The sequence below is a fragment of the Aquimarina megaterium XH134 genome (assembly GCF_000520975.1).
Lineage (GTDB): Bacteria > Bacteroidota > Bacteroidia > Flavobacteriales > Flavobacteriaceae > Aquimarina > Aquimarina megaterium.
The window spans coordinates 159,009-180,439 of record NZ_JACB01000029.1 but is presented as its reverse complement, the minus strand read 5'-3'; the positions used below and the strand labels follow the sequence as shown (position 1 = coordinate 180,439).

Annotated in this window: 19 protein-coding genes; 17 read left to right on the top strand and 2 right to left on the bottom strand. The window is 34.1% G+C overall.

The features are described from left to right. The first annotated feature begins 33 nt into the window (after positions 1-33). A complete protein-coding gene (locus Z053_RS0115120) occupies positions 34-708 on the top strand; it encodes a hypothetical protein (RefSeq protein WP_025665851.1) in 675 nt (224 codons plus the stop codon). Positions 709-762: 54 nt separating this feature from the next. On the opposite strand, the gene Z053_RS0115115 is transcribed toward Z053_RS0115120, so the two are convergent. Beyond that, positions 763-1,497, bottom strand: a complete 735-nt coding sequence (locus Z053_RS0115115) for a TerB family tellurite resistance protein (RefSeq protein WP_025665850.1) — start codon at positions 1,495-1,497, stop codon at positions 763-765. Positions 1,498-1,816: 319 nt separating this feature from the next. On the opposite strand from Z053_RS0115115, the gene Z053_RS0115110 reads away from it, so the two are divergent. The 4 genes from Z053_RS0115110 (at position 1,817) to Z053_RS0115095 (ending at position 4,795) form a co-directional block, all read left to right on the top strand. Then, positions 1,817-2,227, top strand: coding sequence for a BrxA/BrxB family bacilliredoxin (locus Z053_RS0115110; protein ID WP_025665849.1), 411 nt, complete (start codon positions 1,817-1,819; stop codon positions 2,225-2,227). Between the two features lie 148 nt (positions 2,228-2,375). Continuing rightward, positions 2,376-3,116, top strand: coding sequence for a lysophospholipid acyltransferase family protein (locus Z053_RS0115105; RefSeq protein ID WP_231389252.1), 741 nt, complete (start codon positions 2,376-2,378; stop codon positions 3,114-3,116). Between the two features lie 11 nt (positions 3,117-3,127). After that, the gene (locus Z053_RS0115100; RefSeq protein WP_025665847.1) at positions 3,128-4,129 is read left to right on the top strand and encodes an acyl-ACP desaturase; all 1,002 of its coding nucleotides are present in this window, start codon (positions 3,128-3,130) and stop codon (positions 4,127-4,129) included. A 12-nt stretch (positions 4,130-4,141) separates the two neighbouring features. Next, positions 4,142-4,795: an HD domain-containing protein gene (locus Z053_RS0115095; protein ID WP_025665846.1), complete on the top strand. Its 654-nt coding sequence runs from the start codon at positions 4,142-4,144 to the stop codon at positions 4,793-4,795. On the opposite strand, the gene Z053_RS0115090 is transcribed toward Z053_RS0115095, so the two are convergent. Continuing rightward, on the bottom strand, positions 4,796-5,869 hold the full coding sequence (locus Z053_RS0115090; RefSeq protein ID WP_025665845.1) for a PA0069 family radical SAM protein: 1,074 nt from the start codon (positions 5,867-5,869) through the stop codon (positions 4,796-4,798). Between the two features lie 435 nt (positions 5,870-6,304). On the opposite strand from Z053_RS0115090, the gene Z053_RS0115085 reads away from it, so the two are divergent. From Z053_RS0115085 to Z053_RS0115030, 12 genes are all read left to right on the top strand, one after another. After that, positions 6,305-6,898, top strand: coding sequence for a DUF4255 domain-containing protein (locus Z053_RS0115085; RefSeq protein ID WP_025665844.1), 594 nt, complete (start codon positions 6,305-6,307; stop codon positions 6,896-6,898). A 107-nt stretch (positions 6,899-7,005) separates the two neighbouring features. Next, positions 7,006-8,244: a hypothetical protein gene (locus Z053_RS0115080; protein ID WP_025665843.1), complete on the top strand. Its 1,239-nt coding sequence runs from the start codon at positions 7,006-7,008 to the stop codon at positions 8,242-8,244. A gap of 20 nt (positions 8,245-8,264) precedes the next feature. Continuing rightward, on the top strand, positions 8,265-10,331 hold the full coding sequence (locus Z053_RS31945) for a phage tail sheath family protein (protein WP_025665842.1): 2,067 nt from the start codon (positions 8,265-8,267) through the stop codon (positions 10,329-10,331). Positions 10,332-10,385: 54 nt separating this feature from the next. Continuing rightward, entirely contained in the window at positions 10,386-10,817 is a 432-nt protein-coding gene (locus Z053_RS0115070; protein WP_025665841.1) for a phage tail protein, read from the top strand. A gap of 22 nt (positions 10,818-10,839) precedes the next feature. Then, complete coding sequence (locus Z053_RS0115065) at positions 10,840-11,307, top strand: phage tail protein (protein ID WP_025665840.1); 468 nt, start codon at positions 10,840-10,842, stop codon at positions 11,305-11,307. 1 nt (position 11,308) lies between these two features. Further along, positions 11,309-11,494, top strand: a complete 186-nt coding sequence (locus tag Z053_RS0115060) for a DUF5908 family protein (RefSeq protein WP_025665839.1) — start codon at positions 11,309-11,311, stop codon at positions 11,492-11,494. Then, a complete protein-coding gene (locus tag Z053_RS0115055) occupies positions 11,494-12,186 on the top strand; it encodes a CIS tube protein (RefSeq protein ID WP_025665838.1) in 693 nt (230 codons plus the stop codon). The genes Z053_RS0115060 and Z053_RS0115055 overlap by 1 nt, the downstream gene beginning before the upstream one ends. Beyond that, positions 12,183-13,928, top strand: a complete 1,746-nt coding sequence (gene vgrG, locus Z053_RS0115050) for a type VI secretion system tip protein VgrG (RefSeq protein ID WP_025665837.1) — start codon at positions 12,183-12,185, stop codon at positions 13,926-13,928. The genes Z053_RS0115055 and vgrG overlap by 4 nt, the downstream gene beginning before the upstream one ends. Before the next feature lie 5 nt (positions 13,929-13,933). After that, positions 13,934-14,221, top strand: a complete 288-nt coding sequence (locus Z053_RS0115045; protein ID WP_025665836.1) for a PAAR domain-containing protein — start codon at positions 13,934-13,936, stop codon at positions 14,219-14,221. Between the two features lie 10 nt (positions 14,222-14,231). Continuing rightward, positions 14,232-14,675, top strand: coding sequence for a GPW/gp25 family protein (locus tag Z053_RS0115040; RefSeq protein WP_025665835.1), 444 nt, complete (start codon positions 14,232-14,234; stop codon positions 14,673-14,675). Between the two features lies 1 nt (position 14,676). Next, positions 14,677-18,447, top strand: coding sequence for a baseplate J/gp47 family protein (locus Z053_RS0115035; RefSeq protein WP_025665834.1), 3,771 nt, complete (start codon positions 14,677-14,679; stop codon positions 18,445-18,447). Further along, on the top strand, positions 18,440-21,424 hold the full coding sequence (locus tag Z053_RS0115030; protein ID WP_025665833.1) for a hypothetical protein: 2,985 nt from the start codon (positions 18,440-18,442) through the stop codon (positions 21,422-21,424). Before Z053_RS0115035 ends, Z053_RS0115030 begins: the two co-directional genes overlap by 8 nt. The last annotated feature ends 7 nt before the right edge of the window (positions 21,425-21,431 follow it).

Below are 21,431 nucleotides of genomic sequence, written 5' to 3'. Positions count from 1 at the left end.
TGGAATAACTATTAACAATAAAAACAACTATAAATGTCAAAACCTTTAAGTGAAGTGTTTAATAACTCTACATTATTTTCAGACGAAGAAAAGATCTACTATTTGAAGCAGAGGTCATTAATTCAGGAACTTTATGAGAGTGTTGATATAGAAGAAATTAAAATTGAATTTGAGTCTTATATTTTTGATAATCTAAATAATATTATGCAATTATTTTGCAATGAGGAAAGTACTCACAATACATTTAGCACCTTTTTAGATACGCTTAATCTTAATTCAGAATTCAAAGAAGTAACTATTAATGTGTTTGATTTTAGAATAAGCGAACCTCATGGAATGATTACATTATTTGCTCATCAAAATGAAAATGGAGAACCCTCGAATTATGATCCAGCTGAAGAGGTAATGACAATAGATGAGTTTGAGGAAATATTTAATTTTACAGGAGAGGGAGGCATGCGTTTTGAAGATGAAGGCATAATTGAAAACTATGACTATGATTCAAAATATCATCAATTACTCGAAACAACGTACTATTTCATATCTCGTCTTACAGAAGATTTTATGAAAAGAGCTGTACAGAAATATTTTACGAAAGAAAATTTAGCAGAACTAAATATTAATTATCCTGTTTCATTCTATTACAATGAAGATTATGATGGAAATGAGGCTACAGGAGGTACTTTGTTATTAGCATTAGAAGCTTAAATTAGATTTGCTTTACAACTTAGATAGAAATAAAACAACATGCTTAAAAATTAACTAGACAATCCCTCGCTCTTTTTTAATCTGATCATATGCTTTTTGTACCTCTCTAAATTTGGTTTCGGCACCTTTGATATGAATCTCATCCATATGCTGTACTTTATCGGGATGATATTTTTTTGCCATAGTTCTAAATGCTTTTTTTACTTCGGCATCGGTAGCAGTTTTATCAATTTCCAGAATTTTATAAGCATGATCTCCAGTTTTGAAAAACATAGCTTTAATACTCTCGAAATCTTTAAAATTTATTCGTAAAAACCCCGCTATTTTCTGAATCTCTTCAGCTTCAGAGATACTTACTCTTCCATCAGCATTTGCAATTCCAAATAAAAAGTGTAGAATCTGTAATCTAGATGGGTATCGGGTATGTTGATTGATATACAAACAAACACGTTGTGCAGAAACATGTCTGTTTTTGATAATTTCATTAAATGTTCTAAAAGTAGCATTAGCTCGCTCTTTGCCGTAAGCACTTACAAAATAACGTCTTACATAATCAAGTTCTGTTTGGTTTACTCTTCCGTCTGCTTTAATAACAATAGAAGACAACGAGAGTAAATTAAGCTCAAAATCGGCTGGAGTTACTTCTGGTTCTTGAGAAAATACTGTTTTAAATCCACCACTGGTTTTGATTTTTGTCGCATCGAGTAGACTACCTAATATAAAACCTAGAACTGCTCCTGGTAATCTGAAAAATATATAGCCTAATATAGCAGCAAACCATTTAATCATTCAAAACATTTTTTTGGGTTGTAAAGATAAACTAATTATTAAAAGATAATTTTTTAGTTCTCTATTATATTAGTAAGTGATATTCTTTATTTGTTACGAAATAGATTATGATATTAAATCTTATTGATTAATTCTCTATATGGGTTAAAAGGAGCTTCAGGTTTTTAAATAATATATAAACAGAAAAATTATAACATCAACAATTAGGTTTTATTCATAAATCATAATCGAATTTTCAGACTACTTGTCAGTTGTTCTTATGTGGTACATAATTTGTAACTTTGCATAAAATTGAAACACGAAAATAAAAGATAAAAATATGTATCCAGCAGATTTAGTAAAACCAATGAGAGAAGATCTTACAAGTATTGGTTTTGAAGAATTACATACAGAAGAGGCAGTAGAAACGGCAATAGCTAAAGAAGGAACTACTTTGGTAGTTGTAAATTCGGTGTGCGGTTGTGCTGCTGCAAATGCTCGTCCGGGAGCAAGAGCGTCATTAGAGAATGATAAAAAGCCAGATAATTTGGTTACCGTTTTTGCAGGAGTAGATAGAGAAGCGACTGATAAAGCACGTAGTTACATGATCCCGTTTCCTCCATCATCACCTTCTATGGCATTGTTTAGAAATGGAGAATTAGTTCATATGCTAGAGCGTCATCATATCGAAGGACGCCCTGCAGAAATGATAGCAGAAAACCTTAAAGATGCTTATAACGAACATTGCTAAAAAAGTAAAGCGTATACGTTAAAAATAAATTTAAACCGTTTGCCATTGCAGGCGGTTTTTATTTTGACAAATCTATTGATTTGCTCACATAATATAAGACCTTTTAATACCTTTACACAAATTAAATTTTATTAATTATACAGATAAAATGGGGGCAATAAAAAAGATATTAAGTTATCCGCTTTCTATAGTTTTCTATTTGTTTTTTGGTTTGACCCTGGTGATTTTTCATGGGCTACAATGGCTAGGCATAAAATTAGGGGGATCCAAAGGACATAGAGGAGTTGTAAATATTATGAATCTATGTTTATTACGATGTTTACACATTTTGGGAGTAACATTTAGTTTTAAAAACCAATATGCTTTACCTCAGAATCAACCTTTAATCGTGGTGTCGAATCACCAAAGCATGTTTGATATACCTTTGATATCTTGGTATTTACGAAAACATAAACCAAAATTTATTTCTAAGATTGAGCTAGGTAAGGGCATACCAAGTATATCTTTTAATTTACGTCATGGAGGTAATGTTTTAATTGATAGGAAAAACCCAAAACAATCAATTCCGGCATTATCAAAATTTGGAAAATTTGTAGCAAAAAATAATTTTTCTGCGGTTATTTTCCCCGAAGGAACACGTAGTAGAGATGGAAAACCTAAATCGTTTGCTCCAACAGGGCTAAAAATCTTATTTAAGAATGCTCCAGAAGCTTTGATAGTGCCAGTAACTATAAATAATAGCTGGAAGCTGGTTAGATTTGGTAATTTCCCTATGGGAATAGGAATCCATATGACATTAGAAGTACAAGAACCAATAACAATTAACAAAGAACCCGAAATATTATTAGATAAAATAGAAGAAAGGGTTACTTTAGCAATCAGAACGTAACATCAACCATAATGGCTTTAGATAATATTAGATTAGAGGTAATGCAGCTACTAGAAAAGAAAGTAGATGGTTTTATAGATAAATTCTTGATTCCGGTAGATAAGATATGGCAACCAACTGATTTTTTACCAGATTCACAAAATGAAGATACTTTTTTTGAAGAAGTAAAAGAATTAAGAGAATTGGCTAAAGAACTCCCTTATGATTTTTGGGTAGTATTGGTTGGAGATACTATTACTGAAGAAGCTTTACCTACTTACGAATCCTGGTTAATGGATGTAGAGGGAATCAATCAACATGAAAATGGGAAAGATAATGGTTGGGCCAAGTGGGTACGTTATTGGACAGGTGAAGAAAATAGACATGGAGATGTATTGAATAAATATCTCTATTTGTCGGGTCGAGTGAATATGATTGAAGTAGAAAGAACTACGCAACACTTAATTAACGATGGTTTTGATATAGGTACAGATAGAGATCCTTATAAAAACTTTGTATATACTAGTTTTCAAGAATTGGCAACCTATATTTCTCATAACAGAGTTGCAAAATTAGCTAGACAATACTCTAATAAATCATTGTCTAAGATGTGTAAAATTATTGCAGGAGATGAGATGCGTCATCATAATGCATATAGTGAGTTTGTAAGAAGCATTTTTGAGGTAGATCCAAGTCAGATGATGATTGCATTTAGTGATATGATGAAGAAAAAGATTGTTATGCCTGCACATTTACTTAGAGAATCTGGCCAATCTATAGGAACTGCTTTCGAAGATTTTTCGTGGTCTGCACAACGTATCGGAGTATATACCTCACAAGATTATATCGATATCATGCAACGTCTTATCGATCGATGGGAAATTGACAAGATAATTGATCTTACCGATGAAGCAGAAAGAGCACGTGACTTTTTAATGAAATTGCCTGCCAGAATGCAGCGTATTAGTGAGCGATTGGTTATCCCAGAAGAAATTTTTGAATTTAAGTGGGTACAACCAGCAATGGCAAAATAAATAGTATTGGGTATGATTGAAGATCAGATTATATCTAAAACTATTGATTTTGTAAAGGATACGCTTAATGGAGCAGAGGGAGGACATGACTGGTTTCATATCCAAAGGGTTTTTAAGAACGCTCAATTAATTTCTAAAGAAGAAGAGGTTGATTTTTTTGTAGTCTCTCTGGGTGCATTACTTCATGATATTGCAGATTCAAAATTTTATGATGGTGATGAAACTATAGGTCCAAAAATAGCTGCAGACTTTTTAGAAAACCTGCAGGTAGAACCAACAGTTATCAATCATGTCGTTAAGATCATCAAAAATATTTCTTTCAAAGGAGGAAATATAGATCAAAAATTTAGATCTCCCGAACTAGATGTTATACAAGATGCAGACCGTTTAGACGCCATTGGAGCTATAGGAATAGCAAGATGTTTTAACTATGGAGGGTTTAAAAACAGAACTCTGTATGATCCAGAAATTGCTCCAAACCTAAAGATGAGTAAAGAAGAATATAAATCTTCAACATCACCTACTATTAATCATTTCTACGAAAAATTATTACTGCTTAAAGATAGAATGAACACTAAAACCGGAAGAAAATTGGCAGTAGAACGACATCAATTTATGGAACAGTTTCTAGAACAGTTCTATCAAGAATGGGAAGGGAAATCTTGATTAGAAAAGTCGTAACTGCTCATCTTTATAAAATTGATGTAGATCGCAATTTAAATGTATCCTTTGCTCTTGAGAGAAGTATTTTTGTCTCGCTATAGTAAATAACTGGTGGATTTGATCTGCCATATTACCCGAGCCTCTCATTCTTCTTCCAAAAGCACTATCATTTAGATTGCCTTCATGACACTGCATGATTTGATGTAGGATTTTATCTTTACGATCTGGTAAGGTGTTTTCTAACCATTTAATGAATATTTTTCCGATTGCTCCATTTAATCTTACGATTGTATACCCAATACTTTTTGCACCATGCTTTGAAATTTCTTTGGCTAATGGCAATATTTCGTGACTATTAACTGAAGGAATTATTGGTGCCATCATCACATTCGTAGGAATCCCAGATGCATTTAGTTTTTCTAGAGTTTCTAATCGTTTTTTTATACTTGTGGTTCTTGGTTCAAGGATTCTTCGTGTATCTTCTTTTAATGTAGTGATAGAGAGGTATACCGCTACCAGACTATGTTTAGATAATTCAGAGAGAAGATCCAAATCTCTAAGGATTAAAGCATTCTTAGTGATGATACCAACAGGGTGCCTGTATTTTAGAAAAATTTCAAGAAGTTTACGGGTGATTTCAAGTTTTTTTTCAATAGGTTGATAGCAATCTGTATTTCCAGAAAGTGAAATAGGATATGCTTTCCATTTTTTATTTCGCAACTTTTTCTCTAATAATTCAGGAGCATTCTTTTTAACCAAAATTTTACTTTCAAAATCTAATCCAGCACCATAACCCCAGTATTCATGAGAATTTCTAGCATAACAATATACACAACCATGCTCACAACCTTGATATGGATTGAGAGAATATAGCATGCCAACATCAGGGCTGGTAACTTTGTTCACAATCGTTTTTGGAAACGTTTCTATATAAGTAGTTTGATATTTATTGATCGATTCTCCCTGGTCAAGACAATAATTAAGAAAATCATCTCTTGTTTCATGATGCAGTTCAAAAAATCTATTATGAACTTTTTCTTGAGCTCCTCTACCTTTTATGTGCTTTTTTATCTTCATTACAATGGATGATTTGAGGTATAAAGGTAAAATTTATTTATGGAATAATTCCTTTTTTATATGGAATAATTCCATATAAAAAATAAACTAATAAAGCTAAATATTTGGATAATGATTATCATTCGAATGATATATTCAGGTATTTGCTCCTGTTGTTTAGGGGGATTTACCCCTTGATGCTGACCCTCTTAAATAGTAATTTCAATCTGTGATAAATAATAGTGTTTTATGAAACCTAAAAAAGGAATTGTAGAATACGTAATGACCTCAAGAAATAGTAAATAACTATAAGCTTTTAAAACCATAATCACCTATTAAAAAATAACAGTACAGAGTAAAGAATATCAATAATTTGTAGAGATTGAACTTCACTTTATTGAATGTTTTTTTAAAAAATATTACCCCATTTAATTTTCACATTTTATCTTATTTATTATGATCGGTAAAGCTATGTCTTTTATTGAAGACAGGACTAATCAATATTTTCAAGGAATTCTTGGTCCATCCACAGAAAAATATGCTGCACTTGGTAATATCGCCAAGATTGTAGAAGGAGGGGACACTACTGATGAAGAAGGAGGTTCTGGTATTGTCATTACACTGGTTAATATAGAAGAGGATAGGATATCAAAAAACCCTGATGGTATATATAGACAGGGTGATAAAGTAATTAGAAGTAATCCCGAGATATTAGTTAATCTATATGTGTTGTTTTCGGCTAATTTAACCTATACAACGGCTTTAAGCAGGATTTCGAGTGTTATACAATGTTTTCAAAGTAACAATTTTTTTACCGTACCCAAATTTCCCTCTCTTGATGCAGATATCATGAAATTACATATAGAATTGTATACCATGAATTTCGAACAAATCAACCACCTGTGGAGCACTCTTGGTGGAAAGTATTTACCCTCTGTGCTGTATAAAATGAAATTGATTCCGATTTCAGATAAAGATAACAAAATAGAAGGTAGTCTAATTACCGAAATACAAACGAAAAAAAGTGCAATTGCAGGAGCACTAAAGTAACCTGAATACATATAGAATTTGCCCCAAAATTCGATTATCATTTTAAAGTATACGGCCAGTAATACTAGCCAGAATTTAAGGAATAACGTCCAAAATTAGGTAAAGAAATGAAGTATACTCCTTTATTTACTATAGAAATAGAACATGATTATTTTTCTGTGACCAAACCCCAGTTGCTACGTATTGTACCAACTGTATCAACACAAAAAATACTTCAGGGAGCTGGCTTGATTTCAAAATTTATTCAGAACAAATTATATGTTCTGGTAAAACATAATGATAGTAGCGAACCTTATCTTAAAATTTCGAATGATTTTACTCTTCAATTTTTCCTTGAGGTTATTGGATATGATTTTACAAAAATCACAAATTATGAGTTAAAAGACCCCTACAATACAAAACTATACTTCAGCAACGCAAATTCTATTATTGATGGAAATGATAAATCTGTTGAAGATGTATTATATCTAAATGAAAAATTACCAGTATTTGATGCAACACAAGAATATCTATATAATGATATTGTACGTAATGGTGCTAATACAGCATATGAATGCCTTACTAAGATAAACGCTAATACAGGTGATCTTAACAATGCTGATCAATTCAGAGAACTCGAAAAAGTAAGTTATGTAACCTCTGCAACAAGATTACTATTTACAGGACCAGAAAAAGTAATAGTTTTAAATACTCCATCTGCAAATGTTGAAATCAAATACTATCAATATAATCCGGTATCTAAGCAATTTGATATCGAGATAAAGAGCACCAATATTGGACCTGTCGAAAATCCTACTAACGCTAATATAGAAACCGTTTTATTGAATTTCTATACCCAAGAAAACATCCCATTTTCAGAAGGGATTTATAAAGTAACTATTAATACACAAGAGGAATACTTGTATTTCAGATTAGAAAATGACTGGAAACCATATTTGGGGCTAATTGACATTCATAATGATACTTTGGCAAGCACAGAAAAATACCGATTCCTAAAAGAAGACGGAACATTCTATATGATCGCTCCGGCTAATACAGAAATAGAAACACGTAACTATAAGATTCGATTTGCACCAGCACAGTATTTATTAAAGTATGTATGTAAAAGTAACAAGGTAACTAACATAACAGATGATGATGGTACTATCGAATTTGATAACCTGGGAGCAAATATATTTCGAAGCAAATTACCTGTGAGAATGAATGAAAAGGCAATTGATACGATCTCTGTTACTTACAATAACTCTGAGATACTGAAGAAAATGGAAATCCCAGGGCATGAGGATTTATCTATCCTGGATGGTGAAAATAAATATATAGTAAGCGAAACATTTTTGAATTTATAAAATAATTAAAATCACACATTATGGCTACAGTTTTTAAAACACCAGGTGTCTATGTTGAGGAAATACCAAAACTACCACCTTCAGTTGCCCAAGTAGAAACGGCAATTCCTGCCTTTGTGGGTTATACTCAGAAAGCAGAAAAACAAGGAGGCTCTCTCCTAATGAAACCAACCCGTATTTCTTCACTATTAGAATATAAAGCATTATTTGGTGGTGATAACCCAATAGATAACATAGAGGTTGTGGTTGATGAAACCAATAATTTTGCTGTTAGCAGTATAAGTATCGGAAATGATGTTCGATATTTAATGTATGATAGCTTACGATTGTTCTTTGATAATGGTGGTGGAGAGTGCTACATAGTATCTGTTGGTAAATATGACACAGCACCAGAGTATGGTGATGAAAACACTGTTCCTGCTACTGGATTAAGAGGAGGGGTAAAGGCCTTAGAGAAGTATGACGAACCCACCATTATTTTGTTTCCAGATGCCACTAATGTACTTAAAGATGGTAATGATGATGCAAGCTTCTATAGTTTGCAACAAATGGCTTTGGAGCAATGTGCAAAATTACAGGATAGAGTTGGTTTATTTGATTTAAAAGAAAATATTACAGGAGATCTTGATAACGCGATAGATAATTTTCGGAATAATATAGGAATCAATAACCTAAAGTATGGTACGGCCTATACACCTTGGGTTGTTGCTACCTATCCCAGAGAAATTGACTTAAGTACTTTTAAAGATAATATTGATGATTCAAACGGTGATGTCTCTTTAAAGGCACTTTCTTCAGATGGTGAACACTTATCTTTAATTGATAGCTATGACCTTGCAAATAAAGAAGGGGATTCGGTTATAGATATTGTTGTTACCATAAAAAGAGCTAATGAAAGTAGTGGAGCGTTCGATGATAATGTTCCATTGGTTGATATACCACCGTCATTAAAAGAAAAGTTTCTGGTTTATAAAAAAGCTGTAGATGCCGAAACCACTTCTGGACCCGCTAAAACGGCTTTAAAAGCATTATTTACCTTTTGTAGAAATACAATCATGGAGTTTCAAAAAGCCGCCGCCGCTTTAGATGCTGGTTCAAGTCAAATACTCAATGATGTAAATACCTATGCAAAATCTGTTAATATGTGGCGAGGTGGTGCAGGTGGAATTATTGCGATCGATAAGAATGCAGAAGTTTTGGCCCTAAATGATTTAGCGAATGAAGCTGCTGCAGAAGCATTATATACCACAGTGCCTGATCCAGCATGGCTCGGGGAAGCTATTGGAGATGTAGACCCTGTTACAGCAGGAACCTATGATGCTGCTACTAATGCAGATAGGGCCAAACAGGTGGCAAATTCTGTATTAGGTGAGTTTGAAAAACTAATTGCCTATGCAGATGCAATCACTAGTGCAGCAAATGGGTATAAAAAAGCAGCCCAAGATGCCTTGTATGAAAAACACCCGGTTATAAGTAATATTGTTAATCATATTAAGAAAAATATCAATACGTTACCACCAAGTGGAGCTATTGCGGGTATTTATGCCAAAGTAGATAATGCAAGAGGGGTATGGAAAGCTCCTGCTAATGTGAGTGTAAATTCTATTAGCGCGCCATCGGTGATGATTAGTCATGAGGAACAAGCCAATATTAATGTAGATGCCGTAGCCGGAAAATCGATTAATGCAATCAGAAGCTTTACTGGTAAAGGTAGTTTAGTATGGGGAGCAAGAACCTTAGCAGGCAATGATAACGAATGGCGATATATTAGTGTAAGGCGCTTCTTTAATATGGTCGAAGAAAGCTGCAAAAAATCTACAGAACCCTTCGTATTTGAACCTAATGATTCTAACACCTGGGTCAAAGTACAAACTATGATAGAGAATTTCTTAACTAACCTATGGCGACAAGGCGCTTTACAAGGAGCTAAGCCAGAACATGCATTTTATGTGGCAGTTGGTTTGGGTAAAACCATGTCTGCTCAGGATATTCTCGAAGGAAGAATGATCGTAGAGATAGGAATGGCAGTAGTACGACCTGCAGAGTTTATTATACTTCAATTCTCTCATAAACTAGCTGAGTCTTAAACCCAGTTAGCATCATAAAATATAAACAAATTCATAATTAAAAAAACAATAATCATGGCAGCATATCCATTACCAAAATTTCATTTCAGCGTCGACTGGGGCGGAAGTAAATTTGGCTTCAGCGAAGTCACAGGTTTAGATGTTCAGATTGAACCCATAGAATATAGAGATGGCAGCAGTCCAGAGTTTCATAAGATCAAAATGCCTGGGATGCAAAAGTTTAGTAACATTACTTTTAAACGAGGCACTTTTAACGAGAATTTTGACTTCTCAGACTGGATCGATACCATAAGCCTTAATCAGGTAGAACGAAGAGACATTACCATTAAGCTATTAGATGAAGGACATGAACCCGTTATGACTTGGAATGTAAAAAATGCATTTCCGATAAAGTGGCAACCAAGTGATCTTAAATCAGATGGTAATGAAGTTGCTATAGAAACCCTTGAAGTAGCGCACGAAGGGATGAAGATTCAAAAACCATAATCTAATCGTTTAATTGTAAATCGTGGCTAAAGAAAGTGTTCATACTGCTGGGGGATACTATCCTCCTGTTGGTTTTCATTTCAGGGTAGAGTTTATCAATATCGGCAATGATAACGACGTTCGTTTTCAAAGTGTCGGTGGGCTCAATATGGAGTTAGAGGTCGAAAACATTAAAGAAGGAGGCCAAAATCTGTTTGAACATAAACTCCCGGGGAGAAGTAAGTTTTCAGACCTCACCTTGAAAAGAGGCTTATTACTCGATTCTGATATTATCAAATGGATCAAAAACGCACTTTATAATAAGGAATTTGAACCTGTAGATATGAATATAAGCCTCTTGAACAGCGATCATACTGCATTACTAACATGGAAAATTTTTAGAGCATGGCCGCGAAAATGGAGTATTAGTGATTTAAATGCTACAGAAAACTCAATCATGGTAGAAACACTTGAGATCGTGTACAATTATTTTGAAATTGAAAAAGGATGATATGTCACTAGAAATAGGAAATCTAACCGTAAAAATATCGGTAAATCAAGGAAAGTCTGAAGGTGGAGATGGTAGTAGTACTCCTTTGACTGATACAGATGTGGGTAAAAAACCGCAGCCCGAAAAAATGGCCAAAGATATTGTAGAGCAGATTATAAAAATTATTGAAGATAAAAACGAAAGATAATGGCTAAAGGTCAATTAGAAAAATTAAAGATCATTGCATTCAAAAATGCAGATTACTCTGATCTGCCCAATGAGCAACAAACTTATACCGCCATGTTAAACCCAGAGACGTACACTTTAGATTATAAGGTAGAGTATCAGGATGGGCAAGGACAGGGAGCTAGTAGTGCGCAGCAAAAATTTACCGTTACAAAACCAAAGGAAGCTAACTACGAATTGTTATTTGATAGTTCAGGAGTTATTGATGGCAACCCAAGAGAGTCAATAGAGGATGACATCAATGAGTTTAGAGATTTGCTATTAAAGTATGAAGGAGAAATTCATGAACCTAAGCATTTTCAGATCATATGGGGGAGCCTAACATTTAAAGGTAGATGTACCGGGCTAAATATCAATTTCAAGCTTTTTAACTCAAATGGTAAACCTACACGAGCAATTTGCAAAGTTTCATTTATTGGTAGTGTCGATGATAAGTTAAGAACTGCAGAAGAAAAAAAGAAATCTCCCGATATGACGCATTATCGAACGCTCAAGGCTGGAGATACTTTACCCATGATGTGCTATAAAATATATGGGAATTCGGGTTATTATTTACAGGTAGCACAAGTAAACAAGCTTTCGAGTTTTAGAAACCTTTCTCCTGGTACAGAAATCTTTTTTCCACCACTTAAGAAAAATACACCTGTAGCATGAGCGAAGTTAATGCCATACCAAGTACAAAGCCTAAATCGGTATCAACATATACGATACTACTCGATGGCAACAAAATATCTGAGCAATTTAGAGTAATGAGTATTGTAGTACAGAAAGAAATAAACAGTATTTCTAAAGCAACAATTTTATTACAAGACGGATCGGCTGCAGAGCAAGGGTTTACATCTAGTAATAGTGAAGAATTGGTTCCTGGAAAACAAATCGAAATCCAAGCGGGATATCAAAATGATGAAGAAACTGTTTTTAAAGGAATCACCATAAAACATAGTATAAAAGTTAGAAAAAGTGTTTCGGTTTTGGTTATCGAATGCAGACACGAAGCTATTAAGATGACTACCAAATTAAAGAATAACTATTTTCATGAGTTAAATGATTCTGACATTGCAGATCAACTTTGTAGGAATCATGGTCTTAGTTTAGATAGTGATTCTTCAGAAATTACCCATAAAGAGATTGTACAGTTTAATTGTACCGATTGGGATTTTATGGCTTGTCGAGCCGAAGAAAATGGATTTTGGATTACTACAGAAGAAGGAACCAAAGTAACGTTTAAAGCCCCAGATTTTAATCAGGAACCAATCCTAACATTGGCTTATGGAGGTACCATTAAGGAACTGGATGCCGAAATTGATGCACGATATCAATATGAAGCACTAAAATCTATTAGTTGGAATCCGGCAAATCAAGAAACCATCAATAGTGAAGCACAAGACCCATCGGTTCCCGCAGCAGGAAATATATCAGCTACAGATTTGGCTGGAGTTGTTGATAACGACCAACTAGAAATAAGACATATGGCTTTATCTGAGGCAGAGCTTCAGAATTGGGCAAATAGCATATTAAAAAAACAACGGCTCTCCAAAATAAGAGGTAAGCTTAAAATCGATGGTATTCATACCCCTAAACCAGGAGGAATGTGTGATTTACAGGATATTGGCGAACGTTTTGAAGGGAAAGTAATGATTTCTGGCGTGAGACATCATATTGAAAAAGGAAATTGGGAAACTTTTATTCAGTTCGGAGAATCTCCACAACGATTTGCAGAGAAATTTGAGATAGAACAACCTCTCGCTTCGGCTCTTTTACCGGCAGCACAAGGACTACAAATAGGGGTGGTTACAAATTTAGAAGACCCAGATGGAGAAGAAAGAATTCAAGTAAGGTTACCTATGGTACATGATAGCGATGATGGAGCATGGATGAGATTATGTGCACTAGATGCTGGAGAAAATAGAGGATGGGTTTTTCGACCCGAAATAGGAGATGAGGTAATAGCAGGGTTTCTAAATTCTGACCCCAGATATGGTGTTATCCTCGGAAAAGTACATAGTAGTAAACATACTGCACCTTACGAAGCAGCAAATGATAATCATGAAAAAGGATATCTGTCCAGAGAAGGACTAAAACTTTTGTTCGATGATGATAAAAAAGTAATTACAATTGAAACATCAGGGGGGCATAAAGCCATCCTTGATGATGATGACACCAGCATTACATTAGAGGATAGTAATGGAAATAAAATTGTAATGAACAATGAAGGAATCGAAATAAAAAGTATAAAAGATATAAAACTAGAAGCATCTGTAGATATTAAGATGGACGGAGGAGCAAATGTCGAGATCGGGGGTGGGGCAAATGCAAAATTAGAAGGAGGAGCAGGAGCAGAACTTTCATCGGGAGGTTCTACTGCGGTAAAAGGAAGTACAGTAATGATAAATTAAAAAATATGGGAGCACCAGCAGCAAGAGTAACAGATTTTCATGTTTGCCCTATGGTAACAGGAGTAGTGCCACATGTTGGCGGTCCGATTTCTATGGGTAGCGGTACCGTAATGATAGCAGGAATGCCTGCCGCACGCGTAGGGGATATGTGTACTTGTGTAGGTCCTCCAGATACAATAATGGCAGGATCTGGAACAGTAATGATAGAAGGTAAACCAGCAGCCAGAATGGGTGACTCGACAGCCCATGGAGGTACAATTATATTAGGAGCACCAACAGTTTTGATCGGATAAGAATAAAATTATGAATAAAGCAAAAGACTTTATAGGAGTGGGTTGGAGTTTTCCTCCAACATTTAATCGAGAAAAAGGCCAATTAGAAACCACAGAACTATTTGATGATATCCAGAAAAGCTTAGAGATATTATTAACAACAAGACCTGGAGAAAGAGTAATGCAACCAAAATATGGTTGTCATATGGAAACCTTATTATTCGAATCGTTAGATACGGGGACTAAAACCATGATCAAAGAACGAATAAGAATTGCCATACTATATTTTGAACCGAGAATTGAAGCAAAAAAAATTACACTCGATGATTCCAGACAAAACGAAGGAGTATTATTGATTTCAATAGAATATATCGTTAGCTCCACAAATAGTAGATTCAATTTTGTATTCCCATTCTATAGTGAAGAAGCAACCGAAATGAATATTTTAACTACAAACCATCCATTAGCTGTATAAAATGAGTGATTGTCCTGAAAATAGAAATCCACTAATTCGAAATGGCACTAGCCAAGGACAACGAGTATTGTCAAAACTCAGTCCATCATCTGTAGAAATAATTGATAAATCTACGGAAGATTGGATGGTATGGGCAGGTAAATTTTCGGATAATATTAGATATACGGCATTAAATAATGCTGCTGTTGGAACAATGAAACCTTTTTTTACTTCCAATATTAGTGCGCAGTTGGCATTGGCCGCAAGCTATCCTCCCGAAATGTTGTCACAGTATATCAGAGAAATATTGTTGTATATAGAAACAGAAGATACTGGACTTAAAAAAGCATACACCTATCTTTTTGATATCATTTTCTCGTATTTTGTTATAGTAGATAAGTTGTTTCAATTAACCCAAGAAGATAAAGAATATAATAGCATTCTTCTTAATCATATTCAGGCAAAATTATTACCTCTGGAGCACAGAGCTTTTGCGTATTATAAAGCATCTTTAGCAGGAACTCCTGCTCAAAAATTAATAGTAAATAGTACTTCAATTGATTTGAATATCTTTCATGAGCCAATTACAGGGCATGAAGAAGCTATTAATTCTGGATTGTCCGGTCTTGCAGGAAAAAGATATTTGGATTCATCAGATTTTAGTACCTATTATAGTGCTATTTCTTCAGATCCTTCAATCTTTGGAGGTTTGTCCGGTTTTGCTAAAAAAATAAAGTATGTAAGCCAACATAACTTCTTTACCAGTATTTTGGATGAGATTAGCGCTTCGGCAACATTTATCAGTAAACTTTCTCAGAAGTACCTTAATACATATTTAAGTGACTGGCCAAACCATCAGCCAAATTATGCACTTTATCTCGCTTGGTTAGAACTTCTGGATGCCACTAAGGGGCATTTGAATGAACTTACAGGACGACATCTTGATTTTTATTACAAAAATGTTTTGCAACTTAAACCTCTGTCGCAATCTCCGGATAAGGCATTTTTAACGTTAGAGTTAAATAAAATAACCTCTTCTTATGCGATAAAAGGTGATACACTATTTATAGGCCCCAAGGACGATACAGGTAATACTATTACTTACAGCAGTAACAAAGAGACAGTTCTTAATAAAGCAAAAATAAAGCATTTGTCTGCTCTGTATTTTGGCGAAGCAGAAGACAACATTGGAAGTCAGATAAATAACAAAAGATTATTCGCAGCCCCCATCATCAATAGTGCAGATGGATTAGGAGAAAAATTAGAAGAAGATGTTATCGCATGGCATCCATTCCATATTAAAAAATATGAGAACGCAGAACTAGCAGCTATTACTATGCCCAAAGCTGAAATTGGTTTTGCAATTGCTTCACACTTTTTAAGGTTAAAAGAAGGTTTGAGAACTATTACTATGGAAGTCTTTTTGGGAAAAAACGTTTCAACAACTAATTTTAACTACAAGGCATATATTACAACGGAAAAAGAATGGCTGGAAATTGATTTTCCAGACCTAAAAAAAGATACGCTTGATGGTAAAGTGGGATTCACTTTTACATGTACGATACCTGCAGACAAAGACCCAATTGTAGCATACAATAAAGATACGCATTTGGGAAGTCTTACTGCTACAGAACCGGTGTTAAAAATTGTATTAGAACACCAGGATGATCAACCGTTTATTTATGATGAATTAGCTAGCACTGCGGTTAGCAAAATTAAATTGACGGTTAATGTCGGTCAGATTGAAGGTTCATATAATGAAGACGGAATTAAAAATTTAGAATTGCACAATGACTCGAATCCATTGAATCCTTCTAAACCTTTTCATCCTTGGGGACCAGAACCCACAATTGGTAATTCCTTTATTATAGGTAGTGATGAGATATTTTATAAAAAAGGAGCTAAAATTAAATTTAACTTCGATTGGAAAGATTATCCTTTAAACGATGATGGTAGCATTAACTTATCAGCTATAGATCACGACCCTAAGAGTTCGATAAAATATATTTCTTTTCGCAGTACAAATAGAAAAAGTACGGGTGATGATGGTTATGTTCCAAAGGTTGAGATCCTAAAACTAAGTAAAAATAAATGGGTGTCCTTGTATGATGATAAACAGGTATTTAGGGTTAGCAATGATGCAGAATCCGAGATTGTTTCTAAAACTAGCTTGAACATTAACTTATCATCCAATACGCATAAAGATTTATTTCTAAATAAAGATCAATCTTGGAGATCTTATAGTGCTAATTCTAATAAAGGCTTTCTAAAAATCAAACTCAATAATGACTTTGGGCATAGAGATTATTATTTGGCATTACAAAGTTTTTTTAAGCTTAATGATGATAACGCTACTGCACCTGCGTATCCTTATAACCCAACTTTGCAATCGTTCTCGGTTAGTTATGAGGCAAGTTGTACATCACAATTATCCAACAAAGATAAATTTGATGACAGGCCGTTGGAATTTTTTCATATTGGCCCTTTTGGTGATAGCGAACAACATAAGATATTGCAAAATCGACCAATAAAATTAGTAAGCAAATTAATCAGAAGAACAGACGGGATATATAAGTCTCAAGGTAGTTTATTGATTGGTATAGAGAATATACAACCAGGAGATACTCAGGCAATTTTGTTTCAGGTACAAGAAGGTAGTGAAGATCCATTATTAGAAAAGCCAGAAGAACACCTTATTTGGGAATATTTAATGGCTAATAATGTTTGGAAAAAATTTGATGATGATAGTATTGGAGACAATACCAGTGGTTTGATCGAGTCGGGTCTTATAAATTTCATTATCCCTAAAAATGCAAGTCTTGAGCATACCGCTTTTGAAAATGGGCTAATATGGATCAGGTGTTCTGTTAAAGAAGCTCCTGATGCTGTCTGCAAAATAGTTGGTATTTATCCAAATGCAATAGAAGTACAAAGAATTATACCCGAGAAAACAGCATATGAATCTATGATTTCATCTCCTGGTGAAATCAAGAAATTATTTACTCCCGAGGCTAAGATTAAAAAAATTGAACAACCATTCACAAGTTTTGACGGAACTCCTATAGAGAATGATGAAGCTTTTTACTTAAGAGCTTCAGAACGATTACGTCATAAAAATCGGGCAATTACCATCTGGGATTATGAGCGTCTGGTACTACAGGCATTTCCCGAAATATATAAAGTAAAATGTCTTAATCACACAAAAATTGGAGGATCATTAAGCGAAGGTAATTTGGTCTATAATGAAGTAGCACCTGGGAATGTTTCAATAATTACAATTCCCAATTTAGCCAATAGAAATGATATTGATCCACTAAAACCATATACCAAAAAAAGCACATTAAAAAAGATTGAAGAATTTCTTAATGAACGAACCTCATGCCAGGTTAGCATTCATACAGCACAACCTGACTTTGAAGAAGTCAAAGTGAAATGCACAATAACGCTTAGAAATGAATTTCCGGATATTAATTACTACAAAGAAGTAATCCAAAAAGATATTACCAATTTCTTAAGTCCATGGGCGTTTGCTTCTGATACTGATTTAAATTTTGGAGGTCGTATTCATCAATCTGTGTTAATCGACTTTATTGAAGAATTACCATATGTAGATTTTCTAACGGATTTTGAGTTATTCCATATAAAATCATCTGGTGAAATCACTAAAGTAGATGAGGCCGTTGCTTCAACAGCAAGATCAATACTGGTTTCTGTTCCTGCAATTAAACATGATTTGCATGTAATTCTTAAAACTATTAATACAACCGAAGCAATAGATTGTAACGATGAATGAGCACATTACCATATTAAAAAATCCCGGTTTTAGGGAAAGTGAAGATTATATAGCTCTTCGAAAAAAAGGTATTGAACTAATTGAAAAATTAGGAAGCACGTATTGGACAGATTATAATATTCATGATCCGGGAATTACATTACTAGAACTTCTTTGCTTTGCTCAAACAGAAGTTGGTTTTAAACTTGGTTTTTCAATTGAAGATTTGTTGGCCTATCAAACAAACCAAGAAGTGAAATGGGATGATCAATGTTTCTATACTGCTCGTGAGATATTAACAATTAATCCTTTTACCAATAATGACTGGCGTAAAGTGCTAATTGATCAAATCGGAATAGCAAATGCATGGATGAGTTGTACTCCTTGCCCTTGTCATCCAGATTTTTATGCAGATTGTAAAGAAAGTGAGTTAACCTATGATGAAACAGAACATCCAATAGTGATAAAAGGCTTTTGGGATGCTTTATTAGAGTTGGAAGTAGATTCTCAATATGGAGATTTAAACGGAGGAAAAATCTTTCATCAATTTGGCTTTGATACGAACAAACATAGAGCAACTGCAGAAATTAGATTTAGTCCTTGGCACAAAGCGCAATCAGATCTGGGTCTAATGAATATAGTTCAGGCGAATGAAATAATTGCCATAGAGTTAACCAACTATCATTTAGATGTATCCGATGAGAAGTTCTACAGAGCTCTTAGAGATCCTTTAAGAATTGATGTAGACTACAAAGTCACCACATCTGATGGAGTAGAACATATTAATCTCTTAGAACTACCTGTAAAAATTTGGTTCAAAACAGATGATGGAAGAGCGGCAATTAAAAAAGCAGATATAAAAACGGTTTTTGAAGACGTCAATCAAACGGGACCTTTTAGTCAATATTTATTTCAGCTTAAGAAGGCCAATGAAGCTGTCAAAAAAGCAAAAAAAACTTTAAATATACATAGAAATTTGGCCGAAGATTACTGCAAAATATCAACAATCCCAATCGTAGACGTTGGGTTATGTGCAGACATAGAAATGTCGGCAGATGTAGATATTGAGGTAGTATTAGGAGAGGCTTATTATCTAATAACTGAATATCTAAATCCTGTAGTAAAATTTTATACGTTAAGTGAATTACTATCGGATGGAAAATATACAGAAGAGATATTTCACGGGCCTAAATTGGATCATGGTTTTATACTTGATGAAGAACTAGATCATTCGAATTTACGAACCACATTGTACACATCAGACATCATTAATATTTTGATGGATGTTAAAGGAATAGAGGCCGTAAAAAATATAACACTTACACGATATGATGAAGCCGGAAAATTGGTTGAATCTCAACCTTGGGAACTAAAAATAAAATCAGGACATCAGCCTCGATTATACATTCATGCTTCTAAGGTTTTAGTCTTTAAAGATGATTTGCCATTTCTTCCGTTTCAGGACGAATTGCACGATACGTTGCAAATGTGGAGAGGTATACGACAACAAAATAAAGTGATACAAACTGACAATGACTTAAAGGTGCCCGAAGGAGAATATTTAAATCAGAAAGGACATTACCCTCTTCAATATTCATTACCAGAAACCTACGGAGTGGGTATCCATGGTCTAAAAGAACCTTCAACCATACAAAGAAAAGCTCAAGCCAAACAGTTAAAGGCATATCTGTTGTTATTTGAACATTTATTTTCAGTATATCTCAAACAATTAGAACGATTCAAGGATATATTATCTATTAATCCAACGATTTCGAAAAGTTATTTTGCCAGTTTGTTTAGTGAGAAAGAAATGAAAGGAGTCTCAGATTTATATGTAAATATTGATGATAGCGGTTTTCATGATTTATTAGAAAACAGAAGTCAATTTCTGGATAGACGAAATGGGTTTTTAGATCACTTACTGGCACGGTTTTCAGAATCATTTAGCGAATATGCTCTAATGCTTTATCAGGCATATGGATCAGAAGAAAAGGCCGAAGAAGAACTTGTTTTCGATAAAATTAATTTCTTAGAAAAATTCCCTGTTATTTCCTCTAATCGTGCGAAAGCAATTAATTATAAGGATGAAACAAAAGTTTGCGATATAGAAAATTCATCTGGATTAAGTGAGAGAATAAAAGTAGTATTAGGGTTAAACGGCGCAAATTCATTCATTAGATACCAGGTCAAAAAAAATACTGATGGTAAATGGAATGGAAACTGGTTCTTAGATGATTATGAAGGAGAGAATATACTGGTTGGCAGTGAGTTGATAGACATAGATCAAGAATATGATTTACGAAATCAATTAAAGAAAGCTGTTAATCTGGCAATAGAACAATTAACATTAAAAACGCATCTCAAGGTTATTGCAGAAGGTCCAGAATTTGCAATACAATTAGAAGATAATAATGGAGATTTGATAGCATCTGGACCTACTACCTTCCCGTTAGAACCTGATGCAAATACACAAAAAAATAGTATAGAGGCATTTATTGATCAAATAGTTCTTAGCGAAAAAGTATACGTTGTAGAACATATTCTATTACGTCCACGCAATCTTCCGTCCCTTACCATTCCAGAAGGCGATTCGTTTCTTCCCATTTGTATCCCAAAAGACTGCAAGGTATGTGGGGAAGAAGATCCTTATTCCTTCAGAATAACAGTGGTTTTAAATGGGGAACAAGGCGTATCTAATAGCGGAATTGCCTTTAGGAAGTTCGCAGAAAAAACAATTCGTATGGAAACTCCAGCACATTTGGGTGTCAAGATTTGCTGGGTCTCAGAAGAACAATTACAAGAATTTGAAGAAGCCTATTGCAATTGGTTATTAGAGTTAGCAAAGCCTGAATCAGATGAAATCATTTTGCACGATAGACTAAAAAAAGTACTAGAAATATTTAAAAATTTAAAAAGTGTTTACCCTCAAGCCACCTTACATGATTGTGAAGATGGGGATGATGAAAACAGGGTTAGGTTAAATAGCACTATCATTTAAAAATTAT

What these genes read in the sequence shown, in the direction of transcription:
- Z053_RS0115110 (WP_025665849.1), top strand. Translation starts at nt 1,817, where the DNA reads ATGTATCCAGCAGATTTAGTAAAACCAATGAGAGAAGATCTTACAAGT.
- Z053_RS0115055 (WP_025665838.1), top strand. Translation starts at nt 11,494, where the DNA reads ATGGCTAAAGGTCAATTAGAAAAATTAAAGATCATTGCATTCAAAAAT.
- Z053_RS0115035 (WP_025665834.1), top strand. Translation starts at nt 14,677, where the DNA reads ATGAGTGATTGTCCTGAAAATAGAAATCCACTAATTCGAAATGGCACT.
- Z053_RS0115100 (WP_025665847.1), top strand. Translation starts at nt 3,128, where the DNA reads ATGGCTTTAGATAATATTAGATTAGAGGTAATGCAGCTACTAGAAAAG.
- Z053_RS0115030 (WP_025665833.1), top strand. Translation starts at nt 18,440, where the DNA reads ATGAATGAGCACATTACCATATTAAAAAATCCCGGTTTTAGGGAAAGT.
- Z053_RS0115070 (WP_025665841.1), top strand. Translation starts at nt 10,386, where the DNA reads ATGGCAGCATATCCATTACCAAAATTTCATTTCAGCGTCGACTGGGGC.
- Z053_RS0115045 (WP_025665836.1), top strand. Translation starts at nt 13,934, where the DNA reads ATGGGAGCACCAGCAGCAAGAGTAACAGATTTTCATGTTTGCCCTATG.
- Z053_RS0115060 (WP_025665839.1), top strand. Translation starts at nt 11,309, where the DNA reads ATGTCACTAGAAATAGGAAATCTAACCGTAAAAATATCGGTAAATCAA.
- Z053_RS31945 (WP_025665842.1), top strand. Translation starts at nt 8,265, where the DNA reads ATGGCTACAGTTTTTAAAACACCAGGTGTCTATGTTGAGGAAATACCA.
- Z053_RS0115115 (WP_025665850.1), bottom strand. Translation starts at nt 1,497, where the DNA reads ATGATTAAATGGTTTGCTGCTATATTAGGCTATATATTTTTCAGATTA.
- Z053_RS0115085 (WP_025665844.1), top strand. Translation starts at nt 6,305, where the DNA reads ATGATCGGTAAAGCTATGTCTTTTATTGAAGACAGGACTAATCAATAT.
- Z053_RS0115080 (WP_025665843.1), top strand. Translation starts at nt 7,006, where the DNA reads ATGAAGTATACTCCTTTATTTACTATAGAAATAGAACATGATTATTTT.
- Z053_RS0115095 (WP_025665846.1), top strand. Translation starts at nt 4,142, where the DNA reads ATGATTGAAGATCAGATTATATCTAAAACTATTGATTTTGTAAAGGAT.
- Z053_RS0115105 (WP_231389252.1), top strand. Translation starts at nt 2,376, where the DNA reads ATGGGGGCAATAAAAAAGATATTAAGTTATCCGCTTTCTATAGTTTTC.
- vgrG (WP_025665837.1), top strand. Translation starts at nt 12,183, where the DNA reads ATGAGCGAAGTTAATGCCATACCAAGTACAAAGCCTAAATCGGTATCA.
- Z053_RS0115120 (WP_025665851.1), top strand. Translation starts at nt 34, where the DNA reads ATGTCAAAACCTTTAAGTGAAGTGTTTAATAACTCTACATTATTTTCA.
- Z053_RS0115040 (WP_025665835.1), top strand. Translation starts at nt 14,232, where the DNA reads ATGAATAAAGCAAAAGACTTTATAGGAGTGGGTTGGAGTTTTCCTCCA.
- Z053_RS0115090 (WP_025665845.1), bottom strand. Translation starts at nt 5,869, where the DNA reads ATGAAGATAAAAAAGCACATAAAAGGTAGAGGAGCTCAAGAAAAAGTT.